This window comes from Natronorubrum tibetense GA33, assembly GCF_000383975.1.
Taxonomy (GTDB): domain Archaea; phylum Halobacteriota; class Halobacteria; order Halobacteriales; family Natrialbaceae; genus Natronorubrum; species Natronorubrum tibetense.
In genome coordinates this window covers 1,720,947-1,739,786 of record NZ_KB913017.1, presented here as the reverse complement: position 1 = coordinate 1,739,786, position 18,840 = coordinate 1,720,947, and the positions used below count along the sequence as shown (strand labels likewise).

The following is an 18,840-nucleotide window of genomic DNA, read 5'->3' as shown; positions in this document are numbered from 1 at the left end:
TTTCGATGATTGTCCACTCACTGTCCGAAGATCGACCCGCATCCCCCTCCGTTACCGAAACGATCGTCGACGCCGTGAGCGAGGCCGAGGACTGTGATCCGCTGACGCTGCCGCCGCTGTGGAACGTGATCGATCCGGAAGCGTTAGATGCGTTGTTCGAACCTACACGAGGTGGACAGCCGCGAGCGGGGCGCGTGAGTTTCGCCTACGTAGGATACGAGATTACGGTCGACGTCACCACCGAAACGACGGTGACGGTTTCGATAGAACCAGTCGCATAGCGAACTACAGCCGTCGACGCCGAAGCGACGTCGCTTACTCCGGCTTCAGCCCGTCGCCCTGGACGCGCATGACACCTTCGCCGTCGGCGAGGTTCGGCGCGTCGACGAGTCGAACGATCCGCTTGTCACCCTTGGACTTGCGGAGATAGATCCGGAACGTGGACTTGTGACCGAGGATGTTACCACCGATCGGCTGGGTCGGGTCACCGAAGAACGAGTCGGGGTTCGAGGCGACCTGGTTCGTGACGATCACGGCGGCGTTGTAGAGGTTTCCGACCTTGTCGAGGTCGTGCAGGTGCTTGTTGAGCTTCTGCTGTCGGTCCGCGAGCTGGCCACGACCGACGTACTCCGCGCGGAAGTGGGCCGTCAGGGAGTCGACCGCCAGCAGGCGGACGGGGTACTCCGAGTCCTCGTGCTCGCTGGCCAACTCCTTGGCCTTCTCGGCCAGCAGCATCTGGTGGTTGGAGTTGAACGCCTTCGCGACATGGATCTTGTCGAGGACGTCGTCGATAAGTTCGTCGACGGCATCCTTGTCGTCGGCCGAGCCTTCGATCTCTCGGTCCTCGAGCGCCGCGTTGATGGCTTCGTCCGACAGTCCGCGGACCATGTCGTCGATCCGCTCGGGTCGGAACGTGTCCTCGGAGTCTACGAAGATCGCGCTCCCGTGGAGCCCGCCGACCTCCTTGGGAAGCTGGACGTTGACGGCCATCTGGTGGGTGACCTGCGATTTCCCGGAGCCGAACTCGCCGTAGACTTCGGTGATCGACTGGGTTTCGATGCCGCCGCCGAGCAGGTCGTCGACCTCGTCGATGTGCCAGCTCAGTTTGCCGATTTCGTTCCGTCGTTCCAGAACAGTGGTCCCGGTCTCGAAACCGCCGATGTCGGCTGCGTCACGCGCGGCGCGAACGATGTCCGCGGCCGTGGACTCGCCGACGTCGGCCGTGTTCGAGAGTTCGGAGGGAGACGCGACGGCGAGACTCTGGAAGGACTCGAATCCAGCTTCGCTGAGCTTTTCCGCGGTTGCCGGTCCGACGCCAGGGAGTGTCTCGAGATCTGCTGTTGGCATACTCCGTGCTTGTGCCGGACCCCTCATAAACCCTCGTTAACAGGGAAGTGAAAGTGAAAGTGCCGGGTGGCGTCGGGGTGAAAAGTCATCACGACACCAAATTTATCCGAAAAGGCGAACCGAACGAGACCGAGACACGCGAGGAGACGGGCGAGTGATCCGAACGATCGAGCGTCCAGTGACGATCACAGTCTCCGTTCGTCGGGATCCCACTCGAGGCAGTACAGTTGGTCGCCACCGCCGACGAACAGCCGGTTCTCGGCGAGTGCGGGCGTCGCCCTGATCGGTCCCTCGAGACCGAAGTGCCAGCAGAGGTCACAGTCGTCGGAGAGATCGACCCCGTACAGCGAGCCGGTGGAGTCGCCGACACAGCAGATATCGCCGGCGACGACGGGACTCGAGGAGACCTCGCCGTCGAGTGCGACCCCCTTCTTCGCGAACAGCCAGCCGCGGAGTTTGCGCCGGCCGAACGTCGTGTCGGTGACGTGAAGGTAGCCGTCCGACGCGCCGACGAACGTCGTATCGAGCTCGGGGAGAACTGTCGGCGTCGAGGTGAACGACTCCTGAATCTGGTAGGTAAACCACGACTGGCCGCTGTCGGCGTGCAACGCGACGAGCGTGCCGCTCTCGTCGGCGACGTAGACGCGCTCGTCGACTACCGTCGGTCCGTCGACGATCACGCCATCGGTCGGGGCATCCCAGAGCTCCTCGCCCGTCTCGGCCTCGAGCGCGAGCACCGTCTCGTCGTCGGTCCCGACGTAGACGCGGTCCTGGTCGTGAGGTTGTGCGTCGTCGGCCATTTGCGCGTCCTCGAGCGACAACAGATCCAGCTCCTCCTCGTCCGGCCCCTGTCCCCAGCCCTGCTTGCTGGTCCGGTCCCGTGCGCTGTCGACCGCCGGCGCGCCGACAACCGCCGCGTCGGTCTCGTGAGTCCAGACGAGTTCTCCAGTGTCGGCCTCGAGCGCCGAGACGCATGCGGCGTGTCCGACAAACAGAACACCGCCGGCAAGCGCCAGCGAGGACTCGGTCGCGTCTGGCAGCTCCGACACCCAGACCTGCTCACCGGTCGCGGGATCGAGTGCGTAGACGACGTCGCCGGCACCGAAATACAGCAACTCGTGAGTGACGACCGGCGCCACGTCGGTCGCGGCGGTCGTCTCGAATCGCCAGCGTTCGCGGCCGTGCTCGCGCTCGAGGGCGTAACAGTTCCCCTCGCTCGTCCCGACGAAGACGGTGTCGCGGTCGAGTACCGGCGATCCGACCGAACCGGCGAGATCCGCCGTCCAGGCCTCAGTCACGCGCTCCGGCCCCTCGAGGTCGCGTCGAACCCCGGCGTGTCGCGGGTCTCCCTTGAACTGATTCCAGTGGCTCACTGGCTGGGCCTACCGAGCGGGCCGACATAATGGATGCGACACCGATCGACGAGAGGAATCTGCCGTTCGATCGCCCCACATCGGATCAATCGAGCCGCGGCTGGGCGGTCGTGAAAGGGCGGCAGGAAAAGGGGCAACAACTGGTGTATGGCGCAGTTGGTGATGATGTGGTGGTAGGTTCCTGCCGTACTTCGATGGATGAGTGCGAGACTAATATCGGTGATGCCAACATCGTTTGGTATCGGATTGCAAACGGATCGATAGGGCAGTACGAACGGTGTTGCTCGACTTACTCCCAGGGATGCATGCCGCTCGAACTCGGCCACAGCGGGTACCAGTACTCCTTTTCGCGTTCGATCTCGAGTTCGCCGTCTAAGGCCGCCTCGAGTTTGAACTCCGCGCTCGAGTCGCGCTCCCGTCCGGAACGGGGAGCGAAGGGGTAGAACGCACCACGGCGGAAGGAGTAGATCCAGTAGGCCGTCCCACCGAGGTTTTTGTACGCGAACACCGCTGCCAGCAGCCGCGAGCCGTAGCCGTGTTCGATGAACGTGTCCGCGGCGAAGTGCATGCTCGTGATCAGATCCTCGGGGTTCGAGTCCTCAAGGACGACCCAGTGGTAGCCGTGGTCGTCGCTGGTGACCGCGAATTCGGTACCGGTATCCTCGCGGCCGGCCTCTAAGATCGCCTCGACTTCGTCGACGGCGTCGCGAAAGCTACTCGAGTCGACACCGGAGAAACAGAGCGCGCCGACGTCGAGGGAGTCGTAGCCGAGGTCGGCCTCCATCGTGAGGTAGGCGGTGCTCATCCCGAAGAGGTCGTCGGGGTCGGCGTCGCGTCGGGCGTCCGTCTCGGCGCGCAGCCCGAGTACGGCACGGAGTCCGTCCAGAAGTCCCATATCTCGTGTGAGGGGGGCGTACCCTTAGAAGGATTGCATCTCTTGCTCGAGGCTTCGGAGCTGTTCGATGCGGTTCTCCGTCGGCGGGTGCGTGCTGAACAGTCGGCCGACGATGCCGGACTTGATGGGGATGATGAAGAACGCGTTCATCTCGGCCTCCTCGCGCATGTCGTTTTTGGGGACGTTGTCCATCTCGCCGGAGATTTTCATGAGCGCGGAAGCGAGCGCGGAGGGGTTGCCCGTGATCGCGGCCGCGCCGCGGTCGGCGGAGTACTCGCGGTACCGCGAGAGCGCGCGAATGAGCAGGTAGCTGATGATCCAGACGATCAGGGAGACGAGGATGGCGACCATGATCCCGCCGCCGCCCTTGCCGCCGCGGCTCTGGCCGCCGCCGAAGAAGGCCCCCCAGCGGACGATCATGAACGCGATCGTCGCGAGCAGCGAGGCGAACGTCATCACCATCATGTCCCTGTTCTTGACGTGGGCGAGTTCGTGCGCGATGACGCCGTCGAGTTCGTCTTGATCGAGCGTTCGCATGAGTCCCGTCGTCACCGCGACGGCGGCGTTCTTCTGGTTGCGTCCCGTCGCGAAGGCGTTGGGCACGTTCGAGTCCATCACCGCGACCTTCGGTTTCGGGAGGTCGGCCTGCTGGGAGAGGCGTTCGACGGAGCCGTGGAGTTGGGGGTACTCCTCGGCCGAAACCGTCTTCGCGCCCATGCTGCGGAGGGTGAGCGTGTCGCTGTAGTAGTACTGGACCAGCGACATCCCGCCGAATAGCATCGCGAAGACGAGGAGTCCTCCGCCCATGTAGGCGGTGATCACGCCCGCGAAGACGATGTACAGCGCGAAGAGCAGAAACATCGTCAGGAACATCCGAAACCGTAACCCCCAGTCCGCCTGCCAGTTCATACAGACACTGAAGGGGGCCGATACAATAAGTGCCGTGACGATTCCCTCGATCGATGGAACGGTTACCATCCTCGAGCGACCGGACATCTCTCCGAAATGACGGATTTTGTGATCGTTACGCGAACCCCCTCGTTTCGCATGGAAACCCTGGGACGTGACGACGTCTGACACGGCGGAACAGACCGGCGTCTGACGGGTGTCTGACAGCCTGCCTGAGCGTCGGTCCTGGCTCTCGACTCGAGGGGTCGTCTCCATCGTGACCGAGGTGATTCGGACGAACGGCCTCGAGTGGCGTTCTCGAAGCCGATCCGAAACGCGTAGTCGCCCGCAAACCCCCTCGTTTCGTCTGGAGTTTGCAGAACGTGAGAAAAGCTGAAACGAACGGTAGCGGACCGGCTGGCGGAGAACCAGTCGACCGGCTGGCGGAGAACCGATCGACGGACGCGACGAGAGCGCGTCGTTTAACTCCCTGACTCCCCAAATCGCGGCAATGAGTGAGTCGCGCGCGTTCTGTCCCCGCTGTGGGGATCCGGTGCCCGAGCGGTCGGCGAGCGACGCGGACGGCGAGACCGACGCCGCGGATCCGCTTCGGCCGGGTGCGGAGGTAGAGCTCTGTGACGCCTGTTACTTCGACGATTTCGACTTCGTGGACGTGCCGGATCGGATCGACGTCCGGGTCTGTGCCACCTGCGGGGCCGTCTACCGCGGAAACCGGTGGGTCGACGTGGGTGCACAGGATTATACCGACGTCGCCATCGAAGAAGTCAGCGAGGCCCTCGCCGTTCACGTCGACGTCGACGACGTCGCCTGGCAAGTCGAACCCGAGCAGATCGATCCGAACACGATCCGGATGCACTGTTACTTCACGGGCGTGGTGCGCGGAACCCCGGTCGAAGAGCAGGTGACGGTGCCGGTCAGAATCGCCCGCCAGACCTGTACTCGCTGCGGGCGCATCGCCGGCGACTACTACGCCAGCATCGTCCAGATCCGCGCCGAGGACCGTACGCCGACGAACGAAGAGATCGAGCGAGCGAAGGCGATCGCAAACCAGATCGTCGCCGACATGGAAGAGACGGGAGACCGCAACGCCTTCGTCACGGAGACGAGCGAGACCGACGACGGCCTGAACATCAAGGTCTCGACCAACAAGATCGGGAAGAAGATCTCGAACAAGATGGTCGAGGAGTTCGGCGGCACCGTCAACGACGCCGAGACGCTCGTCACGGAAGACTCCGACGGCAACGAGGTCTACCGAGTCACGTTCGCCGTCCGACTGCCGCCGTACAGACCCGGCGAAGTCATCGATCTCGACGAGGACGATGAGGGGCCGGTGATCGTCCGCAGCGCCCGCGGCAACCTCAAGGGCATCCGCGCGACCACCGGCGAGCGCTACGAAGCGAGCTATGAGGAGGGGAACTCCCCCGACGCACGAAGGCTCGGCGACCTCGAGAACGCCGTCGAAACCACGGTGGTCACCATCGAGGACGAGAACGCCGTGCAGGTGCTCGACCCCGAGACCTATCAGGCGAAAACGGTCGCCCGACCGAATTACTTCGATGCGGACGCGGAGACCGTCCCCGTACTAAAGAGTCGCGCCGGACTGCACATCCTCCCCGACGACGATGAGTGACGAGGAAGCGCCGGCGGAGCCGACGCCGGAAGACGTCCTCGAGCGGGCGCAAGCCGACGCGCCCCTCGCCGCCATCGTCGAAAAACCGCGCGCCGAAACCGCCATCGAGTCGCTTCGAGCCGAAGGCGTCTACGACGACTCGAGGCGCGTGCGCGAAGAGCGAGGGCGAAGCGGAGCGGCCCCCTCGAATAAAATGGGGAGTGAAACGACCCGTGAGCGCGGGGACGGGCCCGACACGGTCGCACTCCCTGTCACCGAGCCGCCGGCAGAAACCAGCGTACTCGAGGTGGTTCGCCAGCTCGAGCCCGAACCCCGCAATCAGAACCTCGAGGACCTGCTCGCGGACCGTGGCTGGAGCGACGCGGACCTCGAGACGGTGCCGGGCTCGTGGGCCGTGATCGGCTCGGTGATCCTCGTGACCGTTCCTGAGGGCTGTCCCGACGAGCAAGCCCTCGGCGAGGCGCTGCTCGAACTTCACGGCGAGGCCGACAGCGTGCTGGCCGACGAGGGGATTGCGAACAACGGCGAGGCGGGCACCCACCGCGAGCCGCGAACGCGCCTGCTGGCGGGCGCACGCGACACCGAGACGATCCACACCGAGCACGGGACCAGCTACGGGCTCGACCCCGCAACGGTGATGTTCTCGCCCGGAAATCAAGCTGAACGCGCCCGAATGGGAGACATCGTCGAGGCCAACGAGTGCGTCTTCGACATGTTCGCCGGCATCGGCTACTTCACCCTCCCAATGGCCCGCGCCGGGGCGCGGGTGACGGCGACCGAGATCAACCCGACCGCGTTTCGCTACCTGCTCGAGAACGCCGTGCTGAACGATGTCGGTGATCGAGTCGACGCCTACATGACCGACTGCCGGGACCTCGCGACCGAGATCGACGCCGACCGAGTCGTGATGGGATACTACGGAAGCGCCGACGCGGACGCGGCTGTCGCGGACGACGACGCCGACGACCACGGGACACGAACCGACGAGGCCCACGAGTTCCTTCCGACGGCTCTCGAGGCCCTCGTCCCCGGCGGCGTCGTCCACTATCACGAGGCGACGCCGACCGCGCGACTGTGGGACCGTCCAATGGAGCGACTCGAGGCGGCGGTCACCGACGCCGGACGAACGTTCGACGTACGCAACCGGCGGCGCGTGAAGAGCCACAGTGCGGGGGTCGAACACGTCGTGCTCGACGTCCGGATCGAATAGCGGTAGTCGACATCAAAGCTAGTTCTAAACGGCGTTTTGACGAGGGATGATCTGCCTCGAGAGCGATCGTCGACGATCGACTGGCCATACTCGACGCCGGGCTCGGCCGTACTTGGACTTGCTACCCTACTAAGTTCATTGTAGTTATAATATTGTAATTAATCTTGTGACGTTATTCTCCATCAGATAGCAGTAGCTTTTACTTATTAATGTTAGGCTCAGATTAAGACTGTGACTTATCATATTCAATGATAGAGTCACTAGCTAACATATGAGCAGACAACGATCGAAATCGACGCTCCGACGGAGCATAGTGGTAGTATTTGCGCTATTAATGGTCACGTCACTCCCGGCAATGGCAGGAGCCGGGACGCTCGACGGGGAATCGGCAGCCGACGACAAACTCGACGATGTCGAACTCACAGGAGACCGAATCGATGAGGCGCTGCACGAGGCAGACGGAACCACGGAGATGGTGGTTCGGTTCGAGAGCGCCGACGTCGCCGCCTCGGCAAGTACGGCGGACGCCATCGGCGAGTTACAACAACACGCACAAGCGACGCAGACCGACACAGTCCGGTGGGCCGCAGAGACGGACGGTGTCGAACACGTCAACCGGTTCTGGATCGCGAACGCGGTCCTCCTCGAGGTCGATACCACGCAGGTGTCACCCGAGGAAGTGCTGCGGTACACCGGTGGCGAGTCGATCCACGCGAACTTCGACGTGGAAACGACGGGTGAGAACGGCGATACCGACGCCAGTACGGACGCCGAGTCGGCGGATGAGCCGGCGGTAGAGCCGACGAACGAAAGCGTCACGTACGGGCTCGACATGATCAACGCGACCGAGGTCTGGGACCAACACGGGACCCAGGGTGAGGGCGCGGGTGTGGCAGTCCTCGATACGGGCGTCGACACCGACCATCCCGACCTCGAGATCGACGACGGGAACTGGATCGAGTTCGACGGGAGCGGCGAGCCGATCGACAGCGACCCCAACGACGGAAACGGACACGGGACGCACGTGAGCGGAACCGTCGTCGGACCGGACGATCCCGACGGTGACGTTCCCGCCTACGGTGTCGCTCCCGGCGCCGAACTCCACCACGGAAAGGTTCTCGACGACGCCGGCGGCGGAACGTTCGCTCAAATCATCGCCGGGATGGAGTGGGCCGTCGACGACACCGACGCCGACATCGTCACGATGAGTCTCGGCGTGGACGGCTACGACAACGAGATGGTCGAGCCCTCCGAAAACGCTCGAGATGCCGGCGTCGTGCTGGTTTCGTCGATCGGAAACAGCGGTCAGGGAGTCAGCGGAGCACCCGGGAACGTCTATCCTAACTTCGCGAGCGGTGCCGTCGACGAAGACGCACAGGTCGCATCGTTCTCCAGCGGCGAACTCATCGAGACGGATAGCGCGTATCCGGACGCACCGGACTACTGGCCCGACGAGTACGTCGTGCCGGACGCAGCGGCACCCGGTGTCGACGTGCTGAGCGCGGTCCCCGGCGGTGGCTACGACGGCACCTACTCCGGAACGTCGATGTCTGCGCCACACAAAGCCGGTGCCTTCGCACTGATGGGCGCCGCCTCCGGCGGTGACGCCGACCGCGAACTGCTGTACGATGCGATGGAAGAAACCGCCTGGCAGCCGGATCACGCTCCCGACGAGGAGCCGAACACCGAGTACGGACACGGGATCATCGACGTCGCTGCCGCGACCGACCTGGTCGCCCTCGATAGCGGCGTCAACGGCACCGTCACCGACGACGACGGCGTTCCGATCGAGGGCGCAACCGTCGATCTCGACGACGGCGGGAGCACCACGACCGATGCGGACGGCCAGTACAGCCTGATCGCCGCCGAAGGCGAGTACACCGTGACCGCCGACGCGTTCGGCTACGAGAGTTCGAGTACCGACGTGTCGGTCGAAGCGGAAGAAGTCACCGTTCAGAACTTCGAACTCGCCGACGGACTCGACGCCGAACTGATCGACGGACAACCCGACGGCATCGAAGGCGGTGATGCGGTCGACGTAACCCTCGATGTCGCGAACGGCGAGACGGTAACCGTCGATATCGCTGGCGAGTACGAAACCGACGACGCGACCCTGTTCGTCGAGGGCGAGGAAGTCGAGTTCGGCGAGTCGGTCGATCTCGACGGTCCCGTCACCGACGAACTGACGATCACCGTCGAAACGACCGCGGACACCGACGGCGAGTTCTCGCTCGAGCACACCGTCACGGGACTCGACGACGAGGCAGTCATCACCACCGGTCCGACGATGGTGTTCGAGGAGTACGTTCCCGTCGCCGTCGTCGACGACAACGACGCGCACGGTGCCGACATCGCAGCGACCCTCGAGGAGTCGCTACCGCCGATGTACGCTCCGACCGTCGTCGACGCCGAAGAGGCGACGAACGGCTACGACGCCATCGTCGTCCAGCAGATAGACGAGGCGAACGCAGAGGCGTTCATCGACGCGACCGACGACGCGGCTACCGGTGTCGTCTACCTCGACCAGTGGGGCGAGGAGAGTAACGCGATTCCGGTCCACTCCGAGGTCGCGGGTGAGCCAGGCACCACGTTCCAGGACGACTTCGTCACGCCGCCGGTCGGCTACGAACTGACGGCGACGCACGACATCTTCGACGGTGTCGGCGAGGAGGGCGACAGCGTCGACCTCCACACTGCGGCGTTCGGTGACCACACCTGGTTCGACGACACCGAGTTCGACGTGCTGGCGGAGACCGCCATACCCGAAACTGACACGACGGTCGGCGACGGGTTCGCCGTCGACGAACAGAGTGCCACGGTGCTGGCATCGAACCTGGGGTACACCACGTTCGTCGGTGACGACGACTACACCGACGACGCCGATACGATTCTGGCGAACGCCGTCGAATACCTCCAGACTGATCTCGGAACCGGTTTCCAGGTTGACATCGCGGAGACCAACGAGCCGGTGATCGAAGGCGACGAACTGATTGTCGACGCCACCGTGAGCAACGTCGGCGCCGAGAACGAGACGCAAACCGTGACGCTCTCCGACTTCGAAGGCAACGAGGTCGACAGTACGACGGTCGAACTCGAGGAGAGTGAAACGATGCCGATCACGCTGACGTGGGAGACCAACGTCAGTGACGCCGGAACGGCTCCCGTTACGGTTGCAAGCGACGATGACGCCGCCTCCAGCAACGTAACGATTATCGAACAGCCGGACGGCCTGCTGACGTTCGGTGATGGAGATCACATCGGGACCGTCGGCGACACGACGACCGTCGATATCAACACGTCCGCCGATGCCGTCGCTGGATACGAGACGCAGGTTCACTTCGATCCGGACATCGTCCAGGTCACCGAAATCGAGGGCGGCGACTTCGCAGACCCCGTGACGAACATCGACAACGACAACGGGACGTTCTCGATCGCGCAGGCACAAGCCAGCGACGAATCGACCCCGACGCTCGCCGAGGTCGAGTTCGAATTCGTCAACGAAAGCGACGGCCAGTCCACGCTGGCGTTCGACGAGGCGAACACCTACCTTAACGACGAACACGGTGAGCTCGACATCCTGCCGATCGACGGCACGATTTCGACGGCCTGGCCCGGCGACGTCAACGCCGACGGGGCAGTCAACGCCTACGACGTGACGCTCACCCAGCAGTATCTCGCCGGTGACGAACCGACCGACACGTTCCACGAGTCGATCGCCGACATGAACGGAAACGGGCAGGTCGATGCCGGTGACGTCACGCTCATCCTCGAAGAAATCGTCGCTACCCACGGCGCAGACGCACTCGAGGCATAGCCAGCGAAACACTCTCCCCTCGCCGTGAGGCGATTTTTGTGTTGGATAGTATTGAACAGAACCGATTTACACACCAAATCAACATAATGACAACTACGAGATCGACGAAGCGACTCCTCGTCCTCGCCATGGTGGTCGTCCTCGCGACGACGGCGATGGCGGCTGGCGCACACGCAACGACCGCCGAAAGCGACTCACACGGCGAACTGACGACGACCGGTGCGGACGGGACGCTGGCGCTCGAGGTGACCGACTCGAGCGACGACATCGTTACCGTCACGGTGTCGTCGACCGCGGCGGACACCGCTGGCTTTCAGGCGAACCTGAGCTACACACCGACCGACGCGAGCGTCGAGAGCGTCGAGTTCGAAGAGTTAGGTGGTGTCAGTTATCACAGCCACGACGCCGACACCGGGCACGTGTTCCTGACCCAGTCGAACGTCGGCGCAGAGAGCGTCGACGAACCGACGCTCGCGACGGTGACGATGACCGTCGGTGACGACGGGCTCTCGGGACTCGAGTTCGTCGACGGCGATTCGTTGGTAACGGACAGTGCCGGCGAAGTCGTCGGCGAAACCGACGAGTCATCGGCGGGTGGGACGGCCCCGGGTAGCGGCGGAAGCAGCGGTGTCGGCGGCGGAGCCGACGATCACACGAATACGACCGAAACTGAGGGGAATGACACAGCAGACGGGGATGAAAACGGTATCGACGATACCGATGGAGACGGTGAGACGGACACCGACGATGGAGGTGGCGCGGATGACACTGACGGCACGGACGACGACATCGACGGCACCGATGACGACACGGACAGCAGTGACGACAACGGCGACGACGATGGAGAGAACGCAGACGACGGAAACGACACGGACGATAGTGACGGACTGGCAGGATTCGGTATCGCTCTCACGATTGTCGCGGTACTCGCCGTGCTGGGAGTCGGTGTAACCGTCCGTCAGACCCGTCGCTGATACTGTCTACTGTGAGTCATTTCCAGAGGGACCGCGACCGTCCTGCGGTCCCACTGGTACATCGGTACAGCAAACCGTATGAATCGCCTACCCCCCCTCTCGTCGGGTTCAGACCGCTCCTCGGCCGACGCGGGGCGTGACATTCATAACGACGGGGAGAATTGAACTACGTATGGACAAGAACCAGTTCATCGCGCTCGGCTTCGCGTTCCTCATGATCACCTCCATGATCGCGTGGGGCGCACTCGCCGCATTCTGAGTGCATCGCGTTCGCCTCGCACTCGAGAGGGCGCTCGATGCGAGAGTGTGACTCGAAACGGCGTTCAGTTCTCGAGCGATGAACGCCTATTTTCACCCGTCCGTATCCCAGACATCGGCCAGCGGACTCGAGCCGGACGACGACCGTCCCGACCGTCTGGAACGCGAGCGGTTCCGCGAGCGTTCGTCCGCCGTCGACGTGCCGTTCTCGCTCGTTTTCGACGTTGTGTTACCCCCGCCAGCACCATCGCTGTCGGCGAGCGCCGCCTGCGGCTGGAACTCGGGTAGATCGGGTTCCGACAGCCGATCGACCTGTTCTTCGAACCAGTCGGGCATGTCCGTGCGTGCGCGCTCGAAGAGGTCGAGCAGGCTCGAGTCCGCCAGATACGTCGCGCCGTAGTCGTCGGGCGCGCGGACGACGCGACCACAGCCCTGGATAATGGTTCGCAAGGCGGTGCGGTAGTACCAAGCCCACTGGCCCTCCTCGAGTCGGTGGGCGACCCGGGAGTCGCCCGTGTTGAGGAAGGGTGCCTTACAGAGGACCTGCCACCGACAGAGGTCGCCTTTGAGGTCGAGCGCTTCCTCCATCTTCACCGAGAGGAAGACGTCGGGATCGTCGCTGGCCTTCCAGGCGTCGAGGGCGGCGTCGCGACCGTCGCGGTCGTGGGTCCGGACGCGATCGCCGACGCCGAAGTCGGAGAGCATGTCCGCGAGTCGCTCCTGAATGTCGTAGGAGTGGGCGTGAACCAGCCCCTTCTCGTCGGGATGGTGTTGCATGAGCCGAACGATCGTGCGGGCGATCTTCGGCGTCGTCTCCGATCGGTGCTCGTAGGTCATCTTCCCCTGGGTAACGTCGTACAGCGGCCGGTTTTCGACCGGGAACGTGTGCTCGACGTCGACCAGTGCGACGTTCTCCGGATTCAGCCCGACCTGCCGGCAAAAGGCGTCCTTGTTCAAAATCGTCGCCGACAGCAGCGCGAACTTGTTGCCGCGGTCCCAGACCGTGTGTTTGAGGTACTTCTCGGGACTCATCGGCTTGATCGTGAGGGGGCCGCCCGCGGGTTCGTCGCCGTCGGCGCGGCTCTCGACGCGGGCGCTCGAGGGCTCGGACTGATCGACCAGCCACGTCGTCGGACTCTCCGGGTCGCGGTAGTCCGAGACGAACCAGTCGAGTTCGCCGATGAGTTCCTGGAGGCGGTCGCGTTCGCGCACCTCCGAGAGCGACAGCGAGTCCTGGGCCAGCAGATCGTCTTTCCGGCGGCCGCAGATCTGTGCAAGGTTCTCCGCATAGCGCACCGCACGGTCGAGGGAGTCGATCTCGGGGACGCGGAGATCGTCCCAGAACGGGACGGTCCGCGGTCCCAGTTGGATAGTCGCGTACATCTCGGCCCACTGGGCGAGCCCGTGGGCCTCGTCGATGACCACGACGTCACGCGTACGGAACACTTCGCTGCCGGCGGTTTGCATGAAATAGGCGAGCGTCATCGCCGCGATATCCCGGTTCGAAGCGATCGCTCGGTCGGAAAAGTACGGGCAACGATGTTTGACGGAGCAGTCGTAGCCCCGCTCGCGGACACAGGGGGCCTGATTGACCGGCGTGTTGCGTTCGTCCGGGAGAATACAGCTGTAGTTCGATTTCCCGCGGATGACGTTCAGGTCCGACAACAGATCGTCGGCCGCGACGTCGTCTAACTGCGAGACCTGCGGCGTCGTGTAGTAGGCCCCCGTCGCGTCGCTGGGGTCGGCGTCGTCGATCTTTCGGGCACAGCCGGCGACGGCTCGCGCGAGCAGGGACTTGCCGCTGCCCGTCGGCGCACGCACCAACACGACGTCGTTGCCGGCCTCAAACGCGTCGCGAATGTCTCGGAGGGCTTGCTCCTGAGTCCCGCGGTAGCTCGGCGCGGGGAACTCCTCGAAGATCCGCTCGGGATTCACCGTTCGACTCACGGACCGGCCGCGTCCTAAAGGCACCGAACCGTTTCGCGAATCGACGACGGGCGTCTGGGCGAAGACGAAAGGAAGGCTCGAGACGGACCGAGAAAGGAGTGCCTACCGGCCGATAGCTGGACGATTACGAATACGATGTCGCACCTCGAATGGGGTACGGAAGATCGGTTCGCGAGGCGCGTCGCGGTCACTCGGCCCCAACGGCGCTTCGCTCGTGGCGTTCGACTCCCACCTTCCGCGTGCGCCAGCCGATGGCGCAGTGGTCGTGGCTCACGCGACAGGTGCGGTCGGCTGGCGAACGGCTCCGCTCGCGGGGCTCTGCGTCGCGCTCATATCACACGTACCAGCGCCGGCCGGCCGCGACTCCACACGATTTTTTGGCCGATCTCCCGACCTGCAGTCACAACTACGCGGCGCGAAGCCGCGAGGTCTCCTCGTCGACCTGCTCGAGTCGGTCGACGTCTTCGGCGGTCGGCTCGTCGGGGATCACCTCGATACAGGGGTAACAGAGCAGGTGTGCCGTTCCGTCCGCGAGCTCGAGTGTCATCGCCGTCCCCTCGCCACCGTCGCCGAACGTCCAGAGGTTGGCGATGCCGCCGGCGACCGTGACCGTGCGGCCGCAGCCGTCACAGGAGTCCCGTGCCATACCCACAGCTGGGTGCCGAACGGTGAAAGTCGTTCCCCCACCGGTCTCGTGCCGGTGAACAGTATATACGTCACGTCGTGGTACCGTCGAACATGGAGGTGAACTGCGAGGGCTGTGCCGGCTGCTGTCTGAACTGGCGGCCGTTTCACGACGCCGAGACGGACGGGACAGCCCGTCGACACCGACGCGCACGACTCGATACCGACGGCGACGCCGACGCCGTGGGGAGTCGAGCCCCCCTCGACGACGACACGAACTTCGTCGCGTTGACTCGGGACGAGGTCCGCGGGTTTCTCGAGGCGGGAATGGCCCCCGCGCTGACGCCGCGATTCTGGCGCGCTCGAGACGCGGGCGAGAGCGTCGAGATCGACGGTTACAGCGTCGCCGCCGTCGCCGGTCGCCCGGTCTTTTTCGTCGGCCTTCGAAAACCGCCGAAGCCGGTCGATCCCTTCGACCGCGAGGAGCCCGCGTGGCTCCCGGCCTGTGTCTTCCTCGACCCGGAAACGCTGCAGTGTCGCATCCACGGCGACGAGCAGTTCCCCGACGAGTGTGGTTCCTATCCGGCGCACAACCTCGCGCTCGAGCAGGAGACCGAATGCGAGCGCGTCGAAGCCGCGTTCGAGGGCCAGCGCCTGATCGAGGATGACGCACCCGCGGCCCTCGACGGACTGCTGCTCGGCACGCAGGCCCTCGGCGCGAAGCTCTTCGCCCACCCCCGACCCGAGACGCTCGAGGGCGTCATCGATCGAACGGCCACCGGAGAACTGACGAGCGAGGACCGCGCGGAGTGTCTCGCCGTCGCCGCGGCCTCGAGCCCCGGCACGCTCGTGACCTCCGATTATCACTACGAGTGGGGAAAAGCGCGAGCGCTCGAGACAGCAAGTGCTGACGGCAATCCCGCAGAAGAATCCGGCGACAAGCGCAGTTCGGCCGACGGCTCCGACGACAAGCGCAGTTCGGCCGACGAAGTCGACGAGAGCCGCGCCGAATCGTGGGTCGGTCCGGCGATCCGAGAGTGGGAACGGCGACGTCGAGACGCGGACGGAACGGTTCCCTCACCGGCAGTTGCCGCCGACGTCGAAACAACTCGCGGAGCACCGGAGACGCCGGGCTGGGACGCACTCGAGTGACACGATGGACCCGCGCTGGGCTGCCCTCGAGTGACACGGCGGGGCCGGACTCTCGGCTCCCTGCGGCCGGCTTGCGCGATAGCTGTGGGATGGCCGTCGCTCGTGACCGATGAGAACGGGGAGAACGAGCGCCGCAGCGTCAGTCCGACTTCATCCGTTCGAACTGATCGAGCAGTTCCTCGGCCGACTCGCCGGAATCGTACTCGACTTTGCCGTGATAGATCGTCCGCTCGTCGTCGAAATCGGTGTCGACCTTCGAGGCTTGCTGCTCGCGGCGCTCGTGCTCATCTTCGTCATAGGCACCCATTGACATGGTAAGTACACTCATGTTGGTGGCTGACATACATTAATGTAACGGTCCCTCACCCCCCTCTCTTCGGGGAAGACGATCCCCGCTCGAATTCTGCACGGACACGTAACACGTATGGACTCCCACACCGAAGTGAGGGTGTGGCACGGCCGCTTCGCTTTCGGTATTCGCCCTCGGCGTGGAGCGAACAGAAAGTCCGACAGGATATTCTGCAGCCGCTTCGATCGAACATCGGAGCGCGTGCAGTCCCACCGCGATTCGAGATCGGCGCCGACTGGGAGACGCATCGCTTCGAGATGCAAAACGGCGACATCGCCCTCTTCGCGCGAAACGATACGGAGGCCTACTGGATGGGCAACACCGAAACGCCCTCCTCGCTGTGGCGGACCGACAAGTTCGGCTGGCGGGAGGTTCCCTATCACGTCGCCCGATGGACCCAGCGCGAACTGCTCGCGACGCTCCACGAGGAGGACCCGTGGCTCGCTGACTACCCGCATCTCTCGTGGTACTTTCTGCCCGTCTTTATGTCGAAGGATGGTCGCGAGTCGACGCGGGCCTTCTTCCGCGAACACGCCGCCGGCTTCCCCGACGCCGGACGACGCGAGACGACGCGTTTCTTCGAGGACTTCTTCAAGACCGGCGTGCTCGACGAGTACCGACACGTCATGTCCGGCAAGTTGGGGACCAGCGATCACGTGGATCGCGTCCGCATGAGCGCCTCGATGGGCGAGTTCATCGCCGCGAAGATCCTCAGCGACGCCGGCTACGACGTCGTCCCTGAGATCGAAGTCACGACCGGGCACTCGCTGGATTTCCGGGCGAAAGACCCGAAGACCAACGTCCTCGTCGAGGTAACCCGACCGCAGCCGCCGGCGAACCGGGCTGCCTCGGGTCCCGTCGCCGCCGTTCGCGACACCGCCGAGACCAAGACCAACGGCCAACTCGCCGAACACGGCGGTGGCGCCGTCCTCTTCGTCGACTGCTCGAGTTTCCGCGACGACGCCTGGAACGCCGTTCGCGGCGAGCAACCTGACGTCCGTCACCGTCCCGCCGTCGTCTATCGCGCCCGTCCGAACGGGCACATCGAAGGCTACCAGAAGGGATCGGTCCCGCTCGAACTCGAGGACGCGATCGACCTGTTGAACTGATGCGGACTGCAGTTCGATTCGTTCCGAGCATTCTCTCGAGTACGAGTCTCATCGATCTGTGAGTGTAGAGACACGTATATAGTGTGTGGTATCAACAATCAGGATATGCGAGCCGCAGTACTCGAGGAACACGGCGAACCGCTTTCGATCGAAGACGTCGACGCCCCAGATCCAGCTCCCGAAGGAGCAGTCGTCGAAGTCGAAGCCTGTGGCGTCTGTCGGAGCGACTGGCACGGCTGGCAGGGCGACTGGGGATGGCTCGATCTCGAGACGCAGCCGGGACAGATTCTCGGCCACGAACCCGCCGGCCGCGTCGTCGCCGTCGGCGACGAGGTCGACAGCGTCAGCGAGGGCGATCACGTCGCGGTCCCGTTCAATCTCGGCGACGGCGCCTGTCCGCGGTGTCAGCGCGGCCACTCCAATATCTGTGAGAACGTGATGCCCCTGGGGTTCATCGAGCAAGCGCAAGGGGCGTTCGCCGAACAGCTCCACGTCCCCACCGCGGACCACAATCTCGTCGAACTACCCGACGGCGTTTCGTCGGTCGACATGGCCGGGCTCGGCTGCCGGTTCATGACCTCGTTCCACGCGCTGGCACACCGTGCGGATATCGGCGCCGGGGACTGGGTCTCGATCCACGGCTGCGGCGGCGTCGGCCTCTCGGCAGTCCACATCGCCGACGCGCTCGGCGCGAACGTCGTCGCCGTCGACCTGACGGACGACAAACTCGAGAAGGCCCGCGAACTCGGGGCCGTCGAGGGCGTCAATGCCGCCGACATCGAAGACGTGCCCGGCGAAGTGCAGGCGATCACGGACGGCGGCGCGCAGGTTTCGATGGACGCCCTCGGCATCGCGACGACCTGCCAGAACTCCGTGCTCAGCCTCGACGCCCACGGCCAGCACATTCAGGTCGGCCTGACGACGCAGGACGAACAGGGGATGATCCACCTCCCCACCGACGCGATGACGATGCAGGAGATCGAGTTTATCGGCTCGCTGGGCATGCCGCCGACGCGCTACGACGAGATCTTCCGGATGGTTTCGACGGGGAAACTCGAGCCCGAAAAGGTCGTCTCGGAGACGATCGGACTCGAGGACGTCAGCGACAAACTCGCCGCGATGACCGACTACGAGACGGTCGGTATTCCGGTCATCGACGAGTTCTGAGCGGCGGGCGGTCGTCCCGCTTGAGGGAGACCGGCGGACGGGGCAATCGCAGCTATCTCCGTTCCTGACAGTCACGTGGTAC

General features: G+C 64.3%; 16 protein-coding genes. 9 read left to right on the top strand and 7 right to left on the bottom strand.

Translation table 11 applies throughout. The features are described from left to right. Positions 1 to 5 precede the first annotated feature (5 nt). Entirely contained in the window at positions 6 to 281 is a 276-nt protein-coding gene (locus NATTI_RS0108985; RefSeq protein WP_006092560.1) for a HalOD1 output domain-containing protein, read from the top strand. A gap of 34 nt (positions 282 to 315) precedes the next feature. Here the strand turns inward: NATTI_RS0108985 and radA are convergent, their stop codons facing one another. From radA to htpX, 4 genes are all read right to left on the bottom strand, one after another. Then, complete coding sequence (gene radA / locus NATTI_RS0108980) at positions 316 to 1,347, bottom strand: DNA repair and recombination protein RadA (protein ID WP_006092561.1); 1,032 nt, start codon at positions 1,345 to 1,347, stop codon at positions 316 to 318. A 185-nt stretch (positions 1,348 to 1,532) separates the two neighbouring features. Beyond that, a complete protein-coding gene (locus NATTI_RS0108970; RefSeq protein WP_006092562.1) occupies positions 1,533 to 2,720 on the bottom strand; it encodes an outer membrane protein assembly factor BamB family protein in 1,188 nt (395 codons plus the stop codon). Positions 2,721 to 3,009: 289 nt separating this feature from the next. Continuing rightward, positions 3,010 to 3,615, bottom strand: coding sequence for a PspA-associated protein PspAB (pspAB, locus tag NATTI_RS0108965; RefSeq protein ID WP_006092563.1), 606 nt, complete (start codon positions 3,613 to 3,615; stop codon positions 3,010 to 3,012). A 24-nt stretch (positions 3,616 to 3,639) separates the two neighbouring features. Next, a complete protein-coding gene (gene htpX / locus NATTI_RS0108960) occupies positions 3,640 to 4,524 on the bottom strand; it encodes a zinc metalloprotease HtpX (protein WP_006092564.1) in 885 nt (294 codons plus the stop codon). Between the two features lie 490 nt (positions 4,525 to 5,014). On the opposite strand from htpX, the gene NATTI_RS0108955 reads away from it, so the two are divergent. The 5 genes from NATTI_RS0108955 (at position 5,015) to NATTI_RS27310 (ending at position 12,411) form a co-directional block, all read left to right on the top strand. Continuing rightward, entirely contained in the window at positions 5,015 to 6,154 is a 1,140-nt protein-coding gene (locus NATTI_RS0108955) for a 60S ribosomal export protein NMD3 (RefSeq protein ID WP_006092565.1), read from the top strand. Further along, entirely contained in the window at positions 6,147 to 7,364 is a 1,218-nt protein-coding gene (locus NATTI_RS0108950) for a class I SAM-dependent methyltransferase (protein WP_019991763.1), read from the top strand. Before NATTI_RS0108955 ends, NATTI_RS0108950 begins: the two co-directional genes overlap by 8 nt. A 355-nt stretch (positions 7,365 to 7,719) precedes the next feature. Further along, positions 7,720 to 11,178 (top strand): S8 family serine peptidase, encoded by a 3,459-nt coding sequence (locus tag NATTI_RS0108945; protein ID WP_020657236.1) that lies wholly within the window; start codon positions 7,720 to 7,722, stop codon positions 11,176 to 11,178. An 86-nt stretch (positions 11,179 to 11,264) separates the two neighbouring features. Beyond that, complete coding sequence (locus NATTI_RS0108940; protein ID WP_006092568.1) at positions 11,265 to 12,152, top strand: hypothetical protein; 888 nt, start codon at positions 11,265 to 11,267, stop codon at positions 12,150 to 12,152. Positions 12,153 to 12,288: 136 nt separating this feature from the next. Beyond that, entirely contained in the window at positions 12,289 to 12,411 is a 123-nt protein-coding gene (locus NATTI_RS27310; RefSeq protein ID WP_275040252.1) for a hypothetical protein, read from the top strand. Positions 12,412 to 12,503: 92 nt separating this feature from the next. Here the strand turns inward: NATTI_RS27310 and NATTI_RS0108930 are convergent, their stop codons facing one another. Then, positions 12,504 to 14,345 carry a helicase C-terminal domain-containing protein gene (locus NATTI_RS0108930; protein ID WP_006092569.1) on the bottom strand — a complete coding sequence of 614 codons (1,842 nt, stop codon included), beginning with the start codon at positions 14,343 to 14,345 and terminating at the stop codon, positions 12,504 to 12,506. A gap of 418 nt (positions 14,346 to 14,763) precedes the next feature. Then, complete coding sequence (locus NATTI_RS0108925) at positions 14,764 to 15,003, bottom strand: DUF7561 family protein (RefSeq protein WP_006092570.1); 240 nt, start codon at positions 15,001 to 15,003, stop codon at positions 14,764 to 14,766. Between the two features lie 92 nt (positions 15,004 to 15,095). On the opposite strand from NATTI_RS0108925, the gene NATTI_RS0108920 reads away from it, so the two are divergent. Further along, the gene (locus NATTI_RS0108920; protein ID WP_006092571.1) at positions 15,096 to 16,133 is read left to right on the top strand and encodes a YkgJ family cysteine cluster protein; all 1,038 of its coding nucleotides are present in this window, start codon (positions 15,096 to 15,098) and stop codon (positions 16,131 to 16,133) included. A gap of 139 nt (positions 16,134 to 16,272) precedes the next feature. Here the strand turns inward: NATTI_RS0108920 and NATTI_RS26495 are convergent, their stop codons facing one another. Then, complete coding sequence (locus NATTI_RS26495) at positions 16,273 to 16,446, bottom strand: DUF5786 family protein (RefSeq protein ID WP_006092572.1); 174 nt, start codon at positions 16,444 to 16,446, stop codon at positions 16,273 to 16,275. A 137-nt stretch (positions 16,447 to 16,583) separates the two neighbouring features. Between NATTI_RS26495 and NATTI_RS0108910 the strand changes: the two genes are divergently transcribed. Together NATTI_RS0108910 and NATTI_RS0108905 are read left to right on the top strand one after the other, a co-directional pair. Beyond that, the gene (locus NATTI_RS0108910; protein ID WP_006092573.1) at positions 16,584 to 17,591 is read left to right on the top strand and encodes a DUF5784 family protein; all 1,008 of its coding nucleotides are present in this window, start codon (positions 16,584 to 16,586) and stop codon (positions 17,589 to 17,591) included. 105 nt (positions 17,592 to 17,696) lie between these two features. Next, complete coding sequence (locus tag NATTI_RS0108905; protein ID WP_006092574.1) at positions 17,697 to 18,758, top strand: zinc-dependent alcohol dehydrogenase family protein; 1,062 nt, start codon at positions 17,697 to 17,699, stop codon at positions 18,756 to 18,758. The last annotated feature ends 82 nt before the right edge of the window (positions 18,759 to 18,840 follow it).